Consider the following 16018-nt stretch of genomic DNA (forward strand, 5'->3'; position numbering starts at 1 on the left):
GCATGGCGTCGCGTGCGGCTCGCCCGGATGGTCAGCGCGTCGCCGCGGCGGCGGCGCGGCCGGCGGTCCGACCGGAGAAGAGGCAGCCGCCGAGGAAGGTGCCCTCCAGGGAGTTGTAGCCGTGCATGCCCCCGCCGCCGAAGCCGGCCACCTCGCCGGCCGCGTACACGCCGGGCAGTGGCTGCCCGTCGGGGCGCAACACCCGCCCGTCCAGGTCGGTGTGCAGGCCGCCGAGCGTCTTGCGGGTCAGGATGTTGAGCCGCACCGCGATCAGCGGCCCCGCCGCCGGGTCCAGCAGCCGGTGTGGCGGGGCCACCCGGATCAGCCGATCGCCCCGGTACGCCCGCGCGCCCCGGATCGCCGTGACCTGGGCGTCCTTGCCGAACGGGTTGGCGATCTCGCGGTCGCGGGCCTCGACGGTCCGCCGCACCTCGGACACGTCCAGGGGCGGGCCGCCGTCGGGGGCGACGAGGTCGTTCATCCCGGCGACAAGGGCCTCCAGGGTGTCGGCGACGACGAAGTCCGCGCCGTGCTCCAGGAACGCCGCCACCGGAGCCGGGGTGCCGGCGCGGGCCCGGTCGATCACCTGCCGGACGCTGCGGTTGGTCAGGTCCGGGTTCTGCTCCGAGCCGGAGAGCGCGAACTCCTTGGCGACGATCTTCTTGGTGAGCACGAACCAGCTGTGGTCGTGGCCGGTGGCGCGCAGGTGGCGCAGCGTGGCGAGGGTGTCGAAGCCGGGGAACAGCGGGGCGGGCAGCCGCCGGCCGGTCGCGTCCAGCCACAGCGACGACGGCCCCGGCAGGATCCGGATGCCGTGCAGCGGCCAGATCGGGTCCCAGTTGCGCAGCCCTTCGACGTAGTGCCACATCCGGTCCGGGTTGACCACCTGCCCACCGGCGGCCTCGGTGATGCCGAGCATCCGCCCGTCGACGTGGGCGGGCACGCCGGCGACCATCCGCTTCGGCGGGACGCCGAGCCGCGCCGGCCAGGCCGCCCGGACCAGGTCGTGGTCGCCGCCGATGCCGCCGGAGGTGACGACCACGGCCTGCGCCGCGTAGGCGAACTCGCCCACCTCGACCCGGGAGCTGGGCGCGCCGCGCGGGACGTCGCTGGGCTCCAGCACCGCCCCGCGTACGCCGGTGACCGCCCCGCCGGTGGTGACCAGGCCGTCGACCCGGTGCCGGAAGCACAGCCGCACCCGACCGGCGTCCACCGCGGCGGCCAGCCGACGGGCGAACGGCTCGACCACGCCGGGGCCGGTGCCCCAGGTGACGTGGAACCGGGGCACCGAGTTGCCGTGCCCGTCCGCCGCGCCGCCGCCCCGCTCGGCCCAGCCGACCACGGGAAAGATCCGGTGCCCCATCGACCGCAGCCAGGACCGCTTCTCCCCGGCCGCGAAGTGCACGTACGCCTCGGCCCACCGGCGCGGCCAGTGGTCCTCCGGACGGTCGAACGCGGCGCTGCCCAGCCAGTCCTGCCAGGCCAGCTCCACCGAGTCGCGGACCCCCATCCGCCGCTGCTCGGGCGAGTCGACCAGGAACAACCCGCCGAACGACCACCACGCCTGGCCACCGAGGTTCTGCTCCGGCTCCTGGTCCAGCAGCAGCACCGTCCGGCCCGCGTCGGCGGCCTCGGTGGCGGCGACCAGGCCGGCCAGGCCGGCCCCGACGACGATCACATCCGCATCCATGCCGGAACCCTACGGAACAGAGGTGCCAAAATCAGTGGTACGCGGAAGCAGGTTCCGCACCCGGAACTGTCACCCGGATGACAAACGCGAGGGGGCTGCGCGGTGGCGGAGAACCTCGCCGAGCTGGAGCCCCGCCTCGGCGGGCTGCCCCGGCACGTCGGCGAGCGGCTGCGGGCCGTCCAGGCGGCGCTGCACGAGCAGACCCTCGACGCGGTCCGGGCCACCATGCGCGGACAGGGCCGGTCGCTGACCGGTGGGCAGGGCCGGGGCCTCGCCCTGGGCGTCCGGACCGCGGTGGACGCGTTCGTGGCCGCCGTCGCCGACCCGAGCCGCCCGCTCGCCGACACCCGGCAGGTGTTCCACGCGCTGGGCCGCACCGAGTACCAGGAGGGACACCGGGTCGACGCGCTGCGCTCCGTCCTCACCGTGGGGGCCCGGGCCATCTGGGCGTTCCTCGTCGCCCCCGAGCACCAGGACCGGCTGGCCGCCGACGAGCTGTACGTGATCGCCGCCGCCCTGTTCGGCTACACCGACACCCTCGCCGGGGCCGCCGCCGAGGGCTACCTCGACGAGCAGCGCGACGCCGCGCACGACTGGATCGTGGTCCGCCGCCGGCTGATCACCCTGCTCGTGCAGCCCGACCCGCCCGCCGACGCCGCGCTGCACGCCGCCGCCGAGGCCGCCCGCTGGCCGCTGCCTGCCACCGTTGCCGTGATCAGCGTCGACGGCACCGACGACGAACACCTCGCCCGCGCCGTCGGCGGCGGCGCGGTGGCCACGGTCATCGACGACGCCGTGCGGATCGTGCTGCCCGAACCGGACACCCCCGGCCGGCTCGCCGCGCTGCGCCGGGCCCTCGCCGGCCGGCGGGCTGCCCTCGGCCCGACCGTCCCGCTGCGGCAGGCCCGGACCTCGTACCGGCTGTCGCGACGGGCGCTGCGCCTGCACGCCGACGGCGTGTTGCAAGCCGACGGCCTCGTGGACTGCGACACGCACCTGCTCACCCTGGTCACCCACTGGGAGCCGGCGCTGACCGACCGGCTCGTCGCCCGTGCCCTGGCACCGCTGGCCCCGCTCGGGCCGGCCGCCCGCCGGGCCCTGGCCGAGACGCTCGCCACCTGGCTGGACACCCAGGGTCAGGTGGTCGAGACCGCCCGGCTGCTGCACACCCATCCGCAGACCGTCCGGCATCGGATGCGCCGGCTGCGGGAACGCTACGGCGCGGACCTCGACGACCCGGACGCCCGGCTCACCCTGCACCTGGCGCTGCGCCACCACCTCGCCCGCCGCCCCGCCCCTGAGCGGCCCGGCTGACCCGGCCCTGGCCCCGGCCCGGTTGGCCTCGGCCCCGGGCGGGTTGGCCTCGGCCCCGGGCGGGTTGGCCTCGGCCCCGGGCGGGTTGGCCTCGCCATGTCGGCGACATGGGGCTTTCCTGCGGCGCGGATGCCCCCATGTCGCCGACATGGAGTCGATCAAGCAGCCGCCCCACCGGAACCGGGCCCGGCAGGGCGCCCGTCCTGGGGAGGATCATGCCCCCGGGGTACGACCGAACCGCGCCGGGCCGAACGGGCGGCAGCGAGCGCGCCGGGGGTGCGACACGTCCCGGCTGGTGGCAGTCTGGCCCGGCGGCCGGGCGCTCGCAGTACGGTTACGGCCGCGCAACGGTTTGAGCAGGTGCGGGAGGAGAGCCGGAATGGCCGAGGAGATCACCACCAGCGACGAGTGGCGGGCGCTGGCGGCGCACGCGGAGAAGCTGCGGGACGCGCACCTGCGCGACCTGTTCGCCGCCGACCCGGATCGCGGTGAGCGGCTGGCCGGCGAACTGGCGGACCTGCACGTCGACTACAGCAAGAACCTGGTCACCGACGAGACGCTGACCCTGCTCGCCGCCCTGGCGCGGCGGGCCCGGCTGACCGACCGGATCGCGGCCATGGTCGCCGGTGAGCACATCAACACCACGGAGGACCGGGCGGTGCTGCACACCGCGCTGCGCGCTCCGGCGGGCGCGGCGCTGACCGTGGACGGCCGCGACGTGGTGGCCGACGTGCACACGGTGCTGGACCGGATGGCGGCGTTCGCCGACCGGGTCCGCTCCGGCGAGTGGGTCGGGCACACCGGCGAGCGGATCCGCACGGTGGTCAACATCGGCATCGGCGGCTCCGACCTGGGGCCGGTGATGGCGTACGAGGCGCTGCGGGCGTACCGGGACGCGGGGATCGCCTGCCGGTTCGTCTCCAACATCGACCCCACCGACATCGCCGAGGCGACGGCCGACCTGGACCCGGCGAGCACCCTGTTCGTGGTGGTGTCGAAGACGTTCTCCACCCAGGAGACCCTGGCCAACGCGCGGCAGGCCCGCGACTGGCTGCTCGCCGGCCTGGGCGGCGACGCCTCGGCGGTGGCCCGGCACTTCGTCGCGGTCAGCACCAACGAGCAGCGGGTACGCGACTTCGGCATCGACCCGGCCAACATGTTCGGCTTCTGGGACTGGGTGGGCGGGCGCTACTCGCTGCCCTCGGCCGTCGGGCTGTCGGTGATGCTGGCGGTCGGGCCGGCGCGGTTCCGGGAGCTGCTGGCCGGCTACCACGCCGTCGACGAGCACTTCCGCACCACGCCGGTGGAGCGCAACGTCCCCGCGCTGCTCGGGCTGCTCAACGTGTGGTACACCAACTTCCTGGGCGCGCAGACCCACGCGGTGCTGCCGTACTCGCAGTACCTGCACCGGTTCCCGGCGTACCTGCAGCAGCTGACGATGGAGAGCAACGGCAAGTCGGTGACGCTGGACGGCACGCGGGTGTCGTACGACACCGGGGAGATCTTCTGGGGCGAGCCGGGCACCAACGGCCAGCACGCCTTCTACCAGCTCATCCACCAGGGCACCCGGCTGGTGCCGGCGGACTTCATCGGGTTCGCCCGGCCCATGCACGACCTGGGCGACATGCACGACCTGTTCATGTCGAACTTCTTCGCGCAGACCGCCGCGCTGGCCTTCGGACGCACCCGGGAGCAGGTCGAGGCCGAAGGCACCCCGGCGGAGCTGGCGGAGCACAAGGTGATGCCGGGCAACCACCCGACCACCTCGATCGTCGCCGCGGAGCTGACCCCGGCCGTGCTCGGCCAGCTCATCGCGCTGTACGAGCACATCGTGTTCACCGAGGGCGCGATCTGGGACATCAACCCGTTCGACCAGTGGGGCGTGGAGCTGGGCAAGGTGATGGCCAACCAGCTCGCACCGCTGCTCACCGGCGACGAGGCAGACCTGTCCGGGCTTGACTCGTCGACCCGGGCCCTGATCGCCCGGTACCGGGCGCAGCGGCACGCCACCGCCTGACCGGCCTCCGTTTCCGGAACCGGCCGACGCCCCCCGCCACGCCGGCCGGTTCCTTCTTTCGAGTCAGCACGGGTCGCTGCCGACTTCCGTCATCGGAGGCCGTGCGGCACGCATCCGCCGTGAGGTACGACGGGTTGGCCGCCTGCGGGCTGGCGGAGCGTCTCCAGCCCGTGATCTCCGGCTGCGGCCCCGCGTGGGGCGCCGGGCGGGTCGGATCGGCACCTGCGGTCGGTCGCCGGGGTGGGCAGGCGGGCAGCGTCAGGCCGCCGGCAGCCCGGCCATCAGCCGGATCTGGGCGGCGCGCGAGCGGGCGACGCGGTCGGCGAGGTCGCGTACCTCGGGACCGACCGCCGCCGGCAGGTGGGTCCGGGCCAGCGTGACGGCCGCTCGCTGGTGGGCCGTGAGTACCTCGACGAGTACGGCGTCGAACCGGTCCGTGGTCGCGGCCCGCAGCCGGGCCAGGTCAGGATCGGCGGTCGCCGGGGCGTCGTGGTGCGGATGGTGACCGGCCGGTCCGGTGGTTCCGCCGTCGGGGGCCGCTGCCAGCCAGCGCCGCATGCTGGCCAGCTCGTCGGCCTCGGTCACGTCGACGGCGGCGACGAGGGTACGCAGCTCGACGTCGGTGATCCGGCCGGTGGCCGCGGCGGCGATCACCCGGGTCCGGTCGTGGTGGGCCACCATCGCCCGGAGGAACGGCACGTCCGCCGGGGCGGGCGCCGACGCGGCGGGCCGGGACGGCACCGTGCCGGCCGTCGGGGCGGGCGCGGGGGCGGGCGAGCCGGCGGTCGCCGCGCAGCCGGCGGCGGCCAGGAGCGCGGCGAGCGCCAGCGTCGCACGGCACCGGCCCGTGCCGGGTCGTCGGGTGGCCGGCGACGGGGCGTCCCCGGGTGGCCGACGCGGTGTGCGGGGGGGTGCGGCCCGGGGTGCCGGGCCGCACCCCCCGGCGGGTCAGAGCCGCGTCCACAGGGCCGGCACGTTCGGCGGCTCCCAGCCGGGCAGGGCGGTGTGGGCCTGCATGCACCGGTACGTCACACCGCCGTAGGTGACCTGGTCACCCACCTGGTACGCCTGACCGGCCGTCCAGGTGTCGCCGGGCGCGGGGGTGGTCGGCGCGGGGGTGGCCGTCCTCGTCGGCGACGGGGACGCCGTCGGGGTGGGCGTCGGGGTGCCGCCGGCGCCGACCTGGAGGTCCACGCAGGAGTAGAAGGCGTTGGCGGTGTCGGCGATGTTCCAGATGGCGAGCACCTTCTGCCGGCCCGACCAGCCGCCCAGGTTGACGGTGTGCGAGACGGTGGCGTCGGGCTGCCGCCCGCCCCCGTCGACCACGGCGACCCGGGTGCCGCCGATCCAGTACTCCCAGTTGCTGGTGGCGTGCCGGGCGGTGTTGGTCCAGGTGAAGGTGACCGAGCTGCCGACCGAGGTGGCCGGCCAGCCCCGGGCGTCGTCGTCGAGGACGGCGAACTGGCCGATCCCGGCGCTGCAACTGCGCAGCCCCTTCGGGCCCTCGACGCTCTGCGGCTCGTACTTGATCTGGCCGCAGTCGGGGACCCGGCCCTGGGCGCAGAGCGCCTGCCGGCTCGGCGGCCCGGACACGTAGCCGTGCGCCTGGGCGGGCACCGCGACGGCCAGGGAGGCGACGACGGCGCCGGCCGACGCCAGCGGAAGTGCGATTCTTCGACGCATGTGACGCTCCTTCGTTCCGGGGGCAGGCGTCCGTTCCGGGGGCAGGCGTCGGCGCGGTGCGCCGAGCTGGGCCGATGCGCCCGCCAGGGGATGCGATGAACATAAAGTAAACCTTCTTAACAGTAAATACCCCCGCCGAAACGACCATGAGATCGGGTCGTTCGCGCGAGGAGCGACCGCGGCGCGGATGGCGCCAGCCTCGCGGTCGCCGGGGCGGGGTCGTCGCAGTCGCCCGCTCGAGCGGAACCCATTCTCCGAGGCCACCCGGCCCGGACAATCCAATCGACGGCCGCATGGGCACACATATCCGGTTCCGCTCGGACAACAGTCCATTGACGGCTGTTGACCACCTTTGCACGCAACCGCCGGCCGAAAAGCCTGCTCATCCGCTGGGGAAATGGAATCGCAGGGGCGAGCATTGCGACCGCTACACGAAGCCGCCGGGCCGCCCTGACCGAGGGTGACCGCCACCGGGACCAGCCAGAAGTAATCTGCACAGCTCAGCGGCATGTCGACCGGGCGCACCCCCCGCGGGCTGCAACCGGCGGTCACCGGCGCTCCGCGCCGACGTCCGACCGCAACCGCCGGACACCACAAACACGGGTTGACGGGCCGCACCCCTAAGGCAATCATGACTGTCACTGGGTAGCGATTGGCGCGATTCCGGATCGACGACTTTTCCCACGTCAGTGGGGCTATTCGTGCTGTCCGCACGACGCGTGCCGGCCACCGTTCCGCAGGCCGGAGAAAAGCCGGCGGAACACCCGTCAGGAACGAGCGAGGAGTCCGCCGGTGAACGGGAACGACGAAGCTCCCGCGCCGCCCCGGCCACTGCCGGCGGCGCGCCCTGATCGACCGGAGGACCGCCTCGCCCTGCACGGCGGCGCACCCGTCCGGCACACCCCCTGGCCCACATACGACAAGGGCGCCGTCTTCGTCCACCCCGAGGACGAGGAGGCCGCCTGCCGCGCCGTACGCAGCCACCTCTACTTCCGCTACGACCACCGCCCGCAGCACGAGACCGAGTGCGGCCGGTTCGAGGACGAGCTGTGCCGCTTCTTCGGCACCCGGCACGCCCTGGCCGTGTCCAGCGGCACCGCCGCGCTCGCCCTGGCCATCATGGCGGCGCGGGTGCCCCCGGGCTCACTGGTCGCCTGCCCCGGGTTCACGTTCGTCGCCACGCCGAGCGCGATCGTCATGGCCGGCTGCAAGCCCTTCCTGGTCGAGGTGGACGAGGACCTGCGGATGGACCTCGACGACCTGCGCCGCCGTTGGCACCCGGGTATCGGGGCGATCCTCGTGGTGCACATGCGCGGCTTCGCCGCCGACGCCGAGGCCCTCGCCGCGTTCGCCGCCGAGATGGGCGTGCCGCTGATCGAGGACGCGGTGCCCGCGCTCGGCGCGGAGCTGCACGGCCGCAAGCTCGGCACGTTCGGAGCCGCCGGCGCGTTCAGCACCCAGTCGGACAAGGCGCTCAACTGCGGCGAGGGCGGCTTCCTGGTCACCGACGACGCGGAGCTGTTCGCCCGCGCGGTGGCGCTGTCCGGGGCGTACGAGGGGCGGCTGCGGCGGCACTTCCCCGACGCCGAGCCGCCGCTGACCGGCCTCGATCTGCCCCTGCTCAGCCTGCGCATGGACGAGATCCGGGCGGCGCTGCTGCGCGCCGAGATGGCCCGGCTGCCGCAGCGGCTGCGGCTGTTCCACCGCAACTACGACCACGTCGCCGCCGCGCTGGCCGACGTGCCGGGCATCGCGATCCGCCGGCCGGTCGCCCCCGGGGCGTACCTCGGGGAGGCGTTCGTGTTCCGGGTGCCCGGCGGCGACGCCGGCTGGTTCGCCCGCGCCCTGTGCCAGGAGGGCATCGACGCGCGCAACATCGGCGCCGACGACGACCTCAACGTCCGCGCGTTCTGGAACTGGCGGTTCGTGTACGACACCGACGACGTCGACGCGGTCCGGGCGATGCTGCCACGCACCGCCGGCTATCTGCGCGAGGCCGTCGACGTGCCGCTGTCGTCCAACCTGACCCTCGCCGACTGCGACGACCTGGTGCGGGCGGTGCGCAAGGTGGCCGCCGCCGCAGGTCGCGCGCCCGCAGGCCCGGTGACGGCCACCTCCGCCGAGCCCACGCCCGCGGCGTCCGGGGCGACGGAGCCGGTGGGCCGATGACGGACACCGTCGCCCGCGCCGTGCCGCGCCCCGCCCTGGTCGGCATCTTCGGCGGACTCTTCGCCGGCTACCTGGGCCTCACCGCCGTGATCCCGGTGCTGCCGGCGTTCCTGCGTGCCCGGCACGACGCCGGGGACCTGGTCGTCGGGCTGGTCGTCACGGTCACCGCCGGCACGGCGCTGCTCGTGCGGCCCGTCGCCGGAGCGCTCGCCGACCGGTACGGCCACCGCACCGTGATGCGCACCGGCGCGCTCGTGGCGGGCCTCGGTGGGCTGCTGTACTTCCTGCCGCTGACGGTGCCGGCGCTGGTGGCGGTGCGGCTGCTGCTCGGCGCGGGCGAGGCGGCCCTGTTCACCGCCGGGGCGGTGTGGACGGTGGCCCTCGCCCCGCACCACCGCCGAGGCCAGCTCATCGGCCTGTACGGGGTGAGCATGTGGGGCGGCATCTCCGCCGGCACCTTCCTCGGCGCCACCCTGCAACAGGTCTCCTTCACCGCCGTCTGGGCGCTCGCCGCCACCGCTCCCCTGCTGGCCGCCGCCCTGATCGCCCTGGTCCCGGTGCCCCACCGGGAGCCCGGGGCCGCCGCGCGCCGGGAGCCCGGGACCACCCGGGCCAGGGGCGGTGGCGGGCTGCTGCTGCGCCCGGCGCTGCTGCCCGGCACCGCACTCGCCCTCGGCGCCGCCGGGTACGCCGGCCTCGCCGCGTTCGTCGTGCTGCACCTGGACGCGCGCGGGATCGGCTCCGGCGTGCTGGTGCTGAGCTGCTTCAGCGCCGTGTACGCCGGCACCCGCCTGGTCATCGGCCACCTGCCCGACAAGCTGGGCCCCCGCCGGGTGGCGGCCTGGTCGGCGGCCGGCGAGGCGGTCGGCCTGACGATCGTGGCGCTCGCGCCGAACCTGCCGGTGGCCGTGGCCGGCGGGGTGGTCACCGGCGTCGGCTTCTCACTGCTGCACCCGTCGCTGGCGCTGATGGTGATGAACCGGGCCGAGCCGACCCGGCAGGGGGCGGCGATCGGGGCGTACACCTCGTTCTGGGACCTGGGGCTCGCGGTGTGGGGGCCGGTGACGGGCCTGGTCGCGGCAACGCTCGACTACCCGGCCGTGTTCGTGGTCGGCGCGGCCTGCGCCGTCGCGGCGGCGGCCATGGCGGCGTGGATCGGCCGCCCGGCGGCCGGCCCCGGCGTGCCCGGTGTGCCAGACGGTCCCGGCGGCGAACGGACGGAGGCCCGCGCGGCATGAGCGACCTGACGGTCCTGTGCGTCACCGGCTGGTGCCGCAACGGCAGCACCATCATCGGCAACGTCCTCAACGAGGTGCCCGGCTTCTTCCACGTCGGCGAGCTGCACTTCCTGTGGAAGAACTCCACCGGCCGGGGCGTCAACGGCCTGTGCGGCTGCGGCCGGGAGCTGACGGACTGCGAGATCTGGTCGCGGGTGCTGCCCGTCGGCCGGCCCGCCGGCATGTCGGCCGACGCGCACGCCGCGCAGGTGATCCACCGCCAGCGCTCCCGGGTCCGCACTCGGCACACGTGGCGGGTGCTGCGCCGGGGCCTGCACGACGGCGAGATCCGCGCCCACGCCGAGCTGACGGGCCGGGTCTACCGGGCGATCGCCGAGCGCACCGGCGCGCACACCATCGTGGACACCACGAAGATCCCCGGGGAGGCGGCGCTGCTGGCGCATCTGCCCGGGATCACCCCGTACTACGTGCACCTGGTGCGCGACCCGCGCGCCGTGGCGCACTCCTGGCGGGAGCCGAAGGAGTACGTGTACGCGATGTCGGCGGCGCGCAGCACCGCGTACTGGCACGGGTTCAACCTGGCCTCGGCGGCGATCATCCGGCGGCACCCGCAGCGGTCGACGCTGCTGCGCTACGAGTCGTTCACCGCCGACCCGGCCGGCACCGTCGACACGCTGCTGCGGCTGTGCGGGGCCGACCCGGCCGCCAACCCGGTGCGGGGGCGGACCGTCGAGCTGGGCACCAACCACACGGTGACCGGCAACCCGGACCGGTTCCGCACCGGGCCGACCGTCATCCGGGACAGCGACGACTCCTGGCGGCGCACCCTGTCGACCGCCGACCGGCTGGCCGCCACGGTCCTGGCCCAACCCCTGTTCGCCCGCTACGGCTACCGGTCGGCCGGGGCGGCCCGGATGTCACCGACCAGCGGGAGGTAGGAGAAGTGGATCTCGGGCTCACAGGACGGGTGGCGCTCGTCGCGGGCGGGTCCAGCGGCATCGGGCTGGCCTGCGCGAAGGAGTTCGCCGCCGAGGGCGCGCACGTGGCGATCTGCGGCCGGGACCCGGACCGGCTCGCCGCCGCCGAGCGGGAGCTGGCCGGGATGGCCGCCGGCCGGGTCAGCGCCACCGGCGTGGACGTCACCGACGCCGACGCGGCCCGCCGCTGGGTCGACGGGGTGGCCGCCGATTTCGGCGCGGCGCACGTCCTGCTGGTCAGCGGCGGCAGCCCGCCGGTCGGCCCGGCCGCCCTGTTCGAGGCGGCCGACTACCGGGCCGCCGTCGACCGGGTGCTGCTGCCGGCCGTCGGGCTGGCCCTGGCGGCACTGCCGCACCTGCGCGCCGCCGGCTGGGGGCGGCTGCTCTTCGTCGCCTCGGAGACCGCCGCCGTGCCGATCGCTCCGCTGGTGCTGTCCGGGGTGACCCGGGCCGCGCTGGTCCGCTTCGCCCAGGGCCTCGCCGTGGACGTGGGCCGCGACCGGATCACCGTCAACGTGCTCGCCCCCGGCTCGGTGCGCACCCCGCCGATGGAGCGGGCCGCCGCCCGGCTCGCTGGCGGCGGCGACGTCGAGGAGCAGCTCGTCGCCATGGGCCACCACAGCGCGCTGGGCCGGCTGGCCCGCCCCGAGGAGGTCGCCGCCGTGGCCGCGTTCCTGGCCAGCGAGCGGGCCTCGTTCGTCACCGCCGGGGTGCACCTGGTCGACGGCGGCGCGAGCGCCACCGGCCCGGACCTGCCGCACCTCACCGGAGTCCGCAAGGACACCTACGCCTGACCCCCGCACCGTCTCCCCTCCCCCATCCGGCGGCGGTCGACGCCGGCCGGCGGCACAGCACCAAGGAGTGCGCGATGTCCACGACCAGCCCCACGTTCACCGAGCGGGACGTCTCCGAGTTCTTCGACCAGACCACCCAGACGTACCTCAGCTTCTGGGACAGCGAGGGCGTGCTGCACACCGGCTACTTCGCCGACGACGCCGACACCGACTACCACGCCGCCGCCGACCGGACCTCCGACCTGTTGGCCGCCGAGGCGGGCATCGACGCCGGCTCGACGGTGCTGGACGTCGGCTGCGGCTGCGGCAACTTCCTGCTCCGGCTCGCCGGGCAGACCGGCTGCCGGGGCGAGGGGCTGGACCTGAGCATCGAGCGGATCCGCTTCGCCCAGGCCAAGCTCGCCGAGCGGGGCACGCCGGGGATCACCTTCCGGCACGGCTCGGCCACCGCCATGCCGTACGCCCCGGGCACCCTCAGCCACGTGGTCAGCCAGGACGCGCTGTTCCTGGTGCCGGACAAGCCGCGCAGCCACGCCGAGATGCACCGGGTGCTCGCCCCCGGCGGGATCCTCGCGATCACCGACTTCCTCCAGCCCACCACCGAGATCGGCGACGCCGCCCGCCGGCACGTCTACGACCGGGTGCGGTGGAGCGGCGGATACTCCCTCGACGGGTACGCCGCGGCGCTCACCGCCGCCGGGTTCGAGGTGCTCACCGCCCGCAGCCTCGACACCCACATCCGGCAGACGTACCGGGTTCTCGGCGAGACCGCGCGGCGGCGGGCCGCCGGCACCGACGACCCGGCCGCCCGGGAGTGGATCCTCGGCTTCGCCGCCTCCTGCGGCGAGATCCAGGCCGCCATCGACCGGGGCGAGTTCGGCTGGGGCATGTTCGTCGCCCGCAAGCCCGCCGCGCAGTGACGACCCGACCGGAAGGGGTGAGCCCGATGCAACGAACCGACGTCATCAAGCGCACGATCGCCGAGGTGGTCGAGGACCGCCGCAAGCAGCTGTCACCGGGGCAGGTATTCGTCGACGCCTTCGCCGAACACGGCTTCGGCACCCGCGTCGACTACGACGTCACCATCACCGACTCGCTGACCAGCTCCCGGCGCAAGCCGCGCTACCCGTCGCGGAACATGCTGAAGGTGGTGGACCTGTCCCGCGACCCGCAGGAGTTCTACTGGCACGAGAGCCCCGCCCGCCCGGACGACCCGGCCGTCGACGGCGCGGACCTGCGGCGGGAGGCGGCCAACCACTTCCACCGCTCCCCGATCCCGCCGCTTCACACCACGAAGGCGTGGGTGCAGGTGCCGGACGGGCTGTGGGACGACCCGACCAGCTTCGCCGAGTTCATCAACTACCGGCTCGTCGTCCGGCTCGCCACCGCCGAGAACGTCACCATCCTGCGCGGCGAGGGCGGCCTGCTGACCATGCCGGACATCGCCCGGCTCACCGAGGCGGGCCCGTTCGGCTCCACCATCCTGTCCGCCTGCAACGAGGTGGAGCAGAACGGCAGCACCGCCGACGGTCTGATCATCAACCCGGCCGACTACTACCGGCTGCTCGGCTCCGGCACGCTGATGCGCGACGTCGAGGAGAACGGGGTGTTCATCGTCCGGACCCGGCTGGTCGACCCGGGCACCGCGATCGTCGGCGACTTCGGCCACGGCGCGCTGCTGTTCGACGCCGGCCGGTCGATGATCTCCTTCGCCGAGCCGCCGCCCGGCACGTTCGCCGAGCCCGGGGTGGCGCTGACCGCCGAGATCTACGAGCGGGTGGTGCTCAACCTGCCCACCTGCTTCTTCGTGGTCAGCCTCTAGGCCGCCGCGATGTCGACGCCGCCCGCGCCGCGCCCACCCGGCGACGACCCCGACGTGCTGGTGGTCGGCGCGGGCGTCGTCGGCCTGTTCTGCGCCTGGTTCCTGGCCCGCGCCGGGCACCGGGTCACCGTCGTCGACCGGGGCGAGGTCGGCGACCCGGCGGCCTGCTCGTCGGGGAACACCGGCTTCGTCGGCACCCAGGGCTCCGCGCCCCTCGCGGAGCCCGGCGTGCCGGCCAAGGGGCTGCGCTACCTGCTGAACCCGGAGAGCCCGTTCCACGTCCGGCCCCGCCTCGACCCGGCCCTGCTCGCCTGGCTGTGGCACTTCCGCCGCCGCTGCACCGAGCGCGACGCCCGGGCCGCGTTCGACGTCCTGCTCGCGCTCAAGCAGCGCAGCCTCGCCATCCTGCACGAGGTGTGCGCGACGGGCCCGCTCGCCGACACCCTCACCGCACAGGGGATGCTGCTGGCCTGCAAGACCCCGGAGGGCTTCGCCGCGGCCCGCGCCTCGGTGCCGGCGGCCGTGGCCCGGGGCCTGCCGCTGCGGGTGCTCGACCCCGGCGAGCTGGCCGCCCTCGAACCGGGCGTCGCGTTCGACATCGCCGGGGCGCTGCTCAACGCCGAGGGGGCCGCGCTGCGCATCCCCGCGTTCCTGGTCGCGTTCGCCGACGCGCTGCGGGCCGCGGGCGTCGACATCCGCACCCACACGGAGGTACGCGACTTCGAGGTGGCCGGCGACCGGGTACGGGCCGTGCGCACCAGCGGCGGGGACCTGCGCCCCGCCGAGGTGGTGCTCGCCGCCGGGGTCTGGTCGGTCGCGTGCGCCCGCCGGCTCGGCGTCGACCTGATGCTCCAGCCCGCCAAGGGGTACGCGGTGACCGTCGCCGCCGGTGAGCACCCGCCCCGGCTGCCGATCCTGCTCAGCGAGGGCAAGGTGGCCGTCATGCCGCTGGGCGACCGGCTGCGGCTGGCCGGCACCCTGGAGCTGGTGGGAATGGACACCGGCGTCTCGCCGCGCCGCGTCGACGGCATCGTGCGCACCGTCGCGTCGTACCTGCCGGGGCTGGACACCGACCGGCGGGTGCGGGTGTGGAGCGGGCTGCGCCCCTGCACGCCGGACAGCCTGCCGCTGATCGGCCGCGCCGGGGCGTACCGGAACGTGTGCGTCGCCACCGGGCACGGCCACATCGGGATGGGCCTGGCCCCGGTCGGCGGCCGGCTGGTCGCCCAGCTCGTCGGCGGCGAACGCCCGGAGCTGGACCCTGCCCTCTTCGCCGTGGACCGCTGGCGGCGTCGCCCGGTTTTCCGCAGGACCCGATGAACTCGTCGCGGAGGAACCGATGACCGACGCCCCGATCGGCGTGCTCTGCCTGGACACCTCGTTCGAGAAGATCCCCGGGCACATCCGCAACCCGGCCACCTTCGACTTTCCCGTGGTCTACCGGGTGGTCGAGGGGGCCACGCCGCAGCGGCTGGTCCGGGAGGCCGACCCGACGCTGCTGGAGCCGTTCGTCGCGGCGGCGCGGGACCTCCAGGCCGCCGGGGTCGCCGGGATCACCGGCGCGTGCGGGTTCCTGGTGCTGTTCCAGGCCGAGCTGGCCGCCGCCGTGTCGGTGCCGCTGTGGTCGTCCAGCCTGCTCCAGCTCCCGATGGTGCACCGGATGGTGGGCCGGCCGGTCGGGCTGCTCGTCGCCGACGCCGCCGCGCTCACCCCGCGCCACCTCGCCGCGATCGGCGCGGAGCGGGTGCCGGTGCGGGTGACCGGGATGGCCGGCCAGCCGGAGTTCCGCGAGGTGATGCTGGAGGGCCGCCGCGACGCCCTCGACGCCGGCCGGCTCGAACGGGAGGTGCTCGACCGGGTCGAGCGGCTCGCCGAGGCGCACCCGGGCCTCGGGGCGCTGGTGATCGAGTGCACCGACCTGGTGCCGTTCGCGCACGCCATCCAGGCCCGGCTCGGCCTGCCGGTGTTCGACATCGTGACGCTCTCGAACATGCTCCACGCCACGCTCACCCGCCGCCCGTTCCCGGCCGCGTGACGAGGCGCTGACGGTAGGTCCTCTGCTGGGTGGGGCCCGTCGACAGGTAGCGCATCCCCATCGACTGACATTAATGTCATGGGTGTGACGTATGACGTCTACGAGCCACCACACCACACCGCAGGAGAGGCTTCGATGAACGTGAAGAAAAGGCTGAGTCGCTTCATGGCGGCGGCAGGGGTCCCGTTGGTCCTCGCCGTCGTCGCCGGGGCCTACGTGGTCTCGGACGCGCCACAGGCGCGGGCCGCCGGCACCGGCCCGTGTGACATCTACGCCTCA

The 16018-nt window shown here is 74.9% G+C and carries 13 protein-coding genes; 10 read left to right on the plus strand and 3 right to left on the minus strand.

Annotated features, from left to right (window positions below; all coding sequences use genetic code 11):
- Positions 1 to 31 precede the first annotated feature (31 nt).
- Positions 32 to 1690, minus strand: a complete 1659-nt coding sequence (locus ACFT41_RS08475; protein ID WP_377588312.1) for an FAD-binding dehydrogenase — start codon at positions 1688 to 1690, stop codon at positions 32 to 34.
- A 102-nt stretch (positions 1691 to 1792) separates the two neighbouring features.
- Here ACFT41_RS08475 and ACFT41_RS08480 point away from each other — a divergent pair, with 102 nt between their 5' ends.
- Together ACFT41_RS08480 and pgi are read left to right on the plus strand one after the other, a co-directional pair.
- Positions 1793 to 3004, plus strand: a complete 1212-nt coding sequence (locus tag ACFT41_RS08480; RefSeq protein WP_377588313.1) for a helix-turn-helix domain-containing protein — start codon at positions 1793 to 1795, stop codon at positions 3002 to 3004.
- A 379-nt stretch (positions 3005 to 3383) separates the two neighbouring features.
- Entirely contained in the window at positions 3384 to 5021 is a 1638-nt protein-coding gene (gene pgi / locus ACFT41_RS08485) for a glucose-6-phosphate isomerase (protein ID WP_377588314.1), read from the plus strand.
- Positions 5022 to 5279: 258 nt separating this feature from the next.
- Here the strand turns inward: pgi and ACFT41_RS08490 are convergent, their stop codons facing one another.
- The gene (locus ACFT41_RS08490; protein ID WP_377613769.1) at positions 5280 to 5762 is read right to left on the minus strand and encodes a DUF305 domain-containing protein; all 483 of its coding nucleotides are present in this window, start codon (positions 5760 to 5762) and stop codon (positions 5280 to 5282) included.
- Positions 5763 to 5969: 207 nt separating this feature from the next.
- A complete protein-coding gene (locus ACFT41_RS08495; RefSeq protein WP_377589715.1) occupies positions 5970 to 6704 on the minus strand; it encodes a lytic polysaccharide monooxygenase in 735 nt (244 codons plus the stop codon).
- Positions 6705 to 7496: 792 nt separating this feature from the next.
- On the opposite strand from ACFT41_RS08495, the gene ACFT41_RS08500 reads away from it, so the two are divergent.
- The 8 genes from ACFT41_RS08500 to ACFT41_RS08535 all read left to right on the plus strand — a co-directional run bounded on the left by ACFT41_RS08500 (position 7497) and on the right by ACFT41_RS08535 (position 15739).
- Entirely contained in the window at positions 7497 to 8873 is a 1377-nt protein-coding gene (locus ACFT41_RS08500; RefSeq protein ID WP_377589716.1) for a DegT/DnrJ/EryC1/StrS family aminotransferase, read from the plus strand.
- Positions 8870 to 10111: an MFS transporter gene (locus tag ACFT41_RS08505; protein WP_377589717.1), complete on the plus strand. Its 1242-nt coding sequence runs from the start codon at positions 8870 to 8872 to the stop codon at positions 10109 to 10111. The genes ACFT41_RS08500 and ACFT41_RS08505 overlap by 4 nt, the downstream gene beginning before the upstream one ends.
- Positions 10108 to 11049 carry a sulfotransferase gene (locus ACFT41_RS08510; protein WP_377589718.1) on the plus strand — a complete coding sequence of 314 codons (942 nt, stop codon included), beginning with the start codon at positions 10108 to 10110 and terminating at the stop codon, positions 11047 to 11049. The genes ACFT41_RS08505 and ACFT41_RS08510 overlap by 4 nt, the downstream gene beginning before the upstream one ends.
- A gap of 5 nt (positions 11050 to 11054) precedes the next feature.
- A complete protein-coding gene (locus ACFT41_RS08515; RefSeq protein ID WP_377589719.1) occupies positions 11055 to 11882 on the plus strand; it encodes an SDR family NAD(P)-dependent oxidoreductase in 828 nt (275 codons plus the stop codon).
- Between the two features lie 74 nt (positions 11883 to 11956).
- Positions 11957 to 12802, plus strand: a complete 846-nt coding sequence (locus ACFT41_RS08520) for an SAM-dependent methyltransferase (RefSeq protein ID WP_377589720.1) — start codon at positions 11957 to 11959, stop codon at positions 12800 to 12802.
- 26 nt (positions 12803 to 12828) lie between these two features.
- Positions 12829 to 13704: a family 3 encapsulin nanocompartment shell protein gene (locus ACFT41_RS08525; protein ID WP_377589721.1), complete on the plus strand. Its 876-nt coding sequence runs from the start codon at positions 12829 to 12831 to the stop codon at positions 13702 to 13704.
- A gap of 9 nt (positions 13705 to 13713) precedes the next feature.
- Positions 13714 to 15024, plus strand: a complete 1311-nt coding sequence (locus tag ACFT41_RS08530) for an NAD(P)/FAD-dependent oxidoreductase (RefSeq protein WP_377589722.1) — start codon at positions 13714 to 13716, stop codon at positions 15022 to 15024.
- Between the two features lie 19 nt (positions 15025 to 15043).
- The gene (locus ACFT41_RS08535) at positions 15044 to 15739 is read left to right on the plus strand and encodes an aspartate/glutamate racemase family protein (protein ID WP_377589723.1); all 696 of its coding nucleotides are present in this window, start codon (positions 15044 to 15046) and stop codon (positions 15737 to 15739) included.
- The last annotated feature ends 279 nt before the right edge of the window (positions 15740 to 16018 follow it).

This window comes from Micromonospora sp. NPDC057141 (assembly GCF_042670805.1).
Lineage (GTDB): Bacteria > Actinomycetota > Actinomycetes > Mycobacteriales > Micromonosporaceae > Micromonospora.